This is a genomic window from Enterococcus canis NBRC 100695 (genome assembly GCF_001544375.1).
Classification (GTDB): Bacteria; Bacillota; Bacilli; order Lactobacillales; family Enterococcaceae; genus Enterococcus_H; species Enterococcus_H canis.
Map to the genome: position 1 here is coordinate 1 of NZ_BCQJ01000031.1, position 2,565 is coordinate 2,565.

Annotated in this window: 5 protein-coding genes and 1 pseudogene; all 6 read left to right on the forward strand. The window is 32.5% G+C overall.

Annotated elements, in window-relative coordinates; all coding sequences use genetic code 11:
* Positions 1-280: 280 nt before the first annotated feature.
* The 6 genes and pseudogenes from ECA01S_RS14755 (at position 281) to ECA01S_RS13695 (ending at position 2,337) form a co-directional block, all read left to right on the forward strand.
* Entirely contained in the window at positions 281-409 is a 129-nt protein-coding gene (locus tag ECA01S_RS14755) for a hypothetical protein (RefSeq protein WP_281176668.1), read from the forward strand.
* A gap of 80 nt (positions 410-489) precedes the next feature.
* A complete protein-coding gene (locus ECA01S_RS13675; protein ID WP_067396496.1) occupies positions 490-786 on the forward strand; it encodes a type II toxin-antitoxin system RelB/DinJ family antitoxin in 297 nt (98 codons plus the stop codon).
* Positions 773-1,057, forward strand: coding sequence for a type II toxin-antitoxin system YafQ family toxin (locus tag ECA01S_RS13680; protein ID WP_067396499.1), 285 nt, complete (start codon positions 773-775; stop codon positions 1,055-1,057). The genes ECA01S_RS13675 and ECA01S_RS13680 overlap by 14 nt, the downstream gene beginning before the upstream one ends.
* A gap of 237 nt (positions 1,058-1,294) precedes the next feature.
* Positions 1,295-1,534: a BRCT domain-containing protein gene (locus ECA01S_RS13685; protein WP_010746368.1), complete on the forward strand. Its 240-nt coding sequence runs from the start codon at positions 1,295-1,297 to the stop codon at positions 1,532-1,534.
* Positions 1,535-1,768: 234 nt separating this feature from the next.
* Positions 1,769-2,014, forward strand: a complete 246-nt coding sequence (locus ECA01S_RS13690; protein ID WP_010746367.1) for an AbrB/MazE/SpoVT family DNA-binding domain-containing protein — start codon at positions 1,769-1,771, stop codon at positions 2,012-2,014.
* Positions 2,008-2,337: pseudogene (locus tag ECA01S_RS13695) on the forward strand (type II toxin-antitoxin system PemK/MazF family toxin). Before ECA01S_RS13690 ends, ECA01S_RS13695 begins: the two are co-directional and overlap by 7 nt.
* The last annotated feature ends 228 nt before the right edge of the window (positions 2,338-2,565 follow it).

Below are 2,565 nucleotides of genomic sequence, written 5' to 3' on the forward strand. Positions count from 1 at the left end.
TATGACAACTAAGGACGCAGATTATCGGCTAAAAACGCCCGATTTAATTTTAAAAGCGACGCAAAACCGAAAAGAGGGACGATAAAATGTCTTATATGATTGAGAAAATAGTCATTCGGAATTTTTTAGACAACAACGGTATCTATTATAAAGTACGAAAAAAAGGAAATTAGCTTCTGACTTTGGTATTTTCAGAGACTATGAGAATGCTTACAGGAGAATGGAACAACTAAGATGGCACAAGTAAAATCGATCGAACAATGAAAGTGAGTTGGGAATCATGGCCAAAGAAGAAAAAATAAGTTTGATTGTACGAAACAGTGACTTTACTTATGAAGAACTAGAAAAACTCCCAATGACTAGTATTGATAGCCTATATGTGGCACATGTCTTAGAAAAAAACGGCTAATATTTTGTATACTATTATATATTTCTGTATACAAATGTTTACTAATGTATTATAATAGCATTATAGAAGGAGGGAATATCATGGCAACTATCAGAATTGATGATGAATTGAAACATGATGCAGATAAAATGTTTGATGAGGTTGGAATGAATACGTCTATTGCAGTTAAAATATTTCTAACTAAATTTGTTAAGACTGGAAAATTCCCATTTGAGATTGAAACACTGTCTTATCAACCGAATAGCGAAACTTTACAAGCCTTCAAAGAAACTGATAGCTTAGTAGAACGTAATGACTTAAACAACAGTGAAGACTTGAACAGCTATTTTAACAGAATGAAAAAAGAAGCCTTTGAGGAAGAACATGCTGAATTATAAAACGACGACGAGATTTGATAAAGATGTAAAAAAGTTGATTAAGCAAGGAAAACCTATAAAGAAGTTGCAACGGGCTATGGAATTACTTATTTATGAAGAAGAATTAGGAACCGAGTACAAGCTTCACCCGTTGGAACCTAAAAATCAAATTCCTAAACGTTGGGATATACACATAGGTGGTAGAAATAGCGATTGGGTTATGATTTTTTATTATTATGACAGAACAATTATTTTTGAAAGAACGGGCAGTCATTCGGATATATTTAGATAGTTTCAAAAACGACGGTTTGTGAGACTTCAAAAAGAAACAATCAATAAAAAAGAGGAATCCTTTAAATTAAGGGTTCCTCTTTTCTCATAACCCGTCTCAATTTCAACGTCTCATATACTCCTGTTTGTGTTATAGATTTGTTCAATAAGGTATACTCTATTGAACTTTTTTGTGTGGTTATTAAATCAGTCTTTCTTAGTGTTCATTAGACTTGTTCAAAACGGAGGTGATTTTCAAGTGCGAAAAGGAGAATTTGTCGTTTTTACAGGAAGTCTGAGTTCAATGACGAGAAAGCAAGCACAGGCTCTTGTGACTGGTGTGGGGTGGAAAGTACAACATATGGTCACAAAACAGACAACAATACTAGTTGTTGGCTATCATCAAACAAAATTGACAGATCTTTTTTCGGAATCCGAGAGGCGAACAGGAGAAACGTCCGTCGAAAATTCGTGTCAGTTGTATCGAAAAATGGTATAAATAAGCAAAAAAGGGGGATAAAATAAGGAAAATTCTATTGAAAATCCGAATAAAATTATAGTAAACTTAATTTGTAAAAAAACATCATGTTAAGTCTATTTTGCGTACCAATTACCTCAACAAAAATTTCTTATTCTCATCAAAAATCTTCTAATTAACTTATTAAAAACACACTAACTAAAATTCAGACACATACAAATTACATGGAAGATATACAGAAAGGTGGTTAGCATTATGATGCAAATATCTGTTGGGAAATGGGGAAACTCAAACGCGATTAGAATTCCCGCTGAACTATTGAAAGCAATCGGTGCGAAACAAGGGGATAAATTGGATGTTGAAATTGAAAATGGAAAACTAGTTTTAGGTATCGATTCTAAAGATGAGTTAACATTTGAACAATTATTTAAAGATTATAGTGGAGAATCCTTAAAAAGTTTATTGGTAGAGTTTGAACCAGTAGGAAATGAACTATGGTAAAACAAGGTGATATTGTAAAATTTAATTTGAATCCGAAACAAAGTCATGAGCAGCAAGGTTACAGACCTTATATTTGTTTAAACTATAAGGGTGTTGCGCAATATTCTAATATCGCGATATTCTCTTCAATTCCTAATGCAAAACGAAACTATCCTCTTTATGTTCCAGTACCAAAATCAAATTAAACCACCGGAAAAGTATTACTAGATTAACTAGTTGCAATTGATTACAGTGCTGGAAAATATGATTTTATAGAAACTGTCTCTAACGATTTTGTCGAAGAACTGTTAAGAAAAGTAAAAGTGATTTTTCAAAAAGATTGAGCTGCGAGAAAATCTAACAGCTCTCAGGCTGTAGAGAAATCGAAATGTTCAACCGTTTTTTAGGGGCTCTTTGTCAAATGAGGTTGGTAAAGAAAAATCTAAAAGATAATGGCTCTTTGTCAAATAGGACTGATAGAGTGATATAAGAACATCTAAGGTAGAATTTATTTTCTGCTTTAGATGTTTTTTATGTTTAGTAAGTGATCAGATGATTGATTAAGAAAACTC

Bases quoted from the DNA above. Each gene is read 5' to 3' on its own strand.
- ECA01S_RS13680 (WP_067396499.1), top strand. From the start codon at position 773: ATGCTGAATTATAAAACGACGACGAGATTTGATAAAGATGTAAAAAAG.
- ECA01S_RS13675 (WP_067396496.1), top strand. From the start codon at position 490: ATGGCAACTATCAGAATTGATGATGAATTGAAACATGATGCAGATAAA.
- ECA01S_RS14755 (WP_281176668.1), top strand. From the start codon at position 281: ATGGCCAAAGAAGAAAAAATAAGTTTGATTGTACGAAACAGTGACTTT.
- ECA01S_RS13690 (WP_010746367.1), top strand. From the start codon at position 1,769: ATGATGCAAATATCTGTTGGGAAATGGGGAAACTCAAACGCGATTAGA.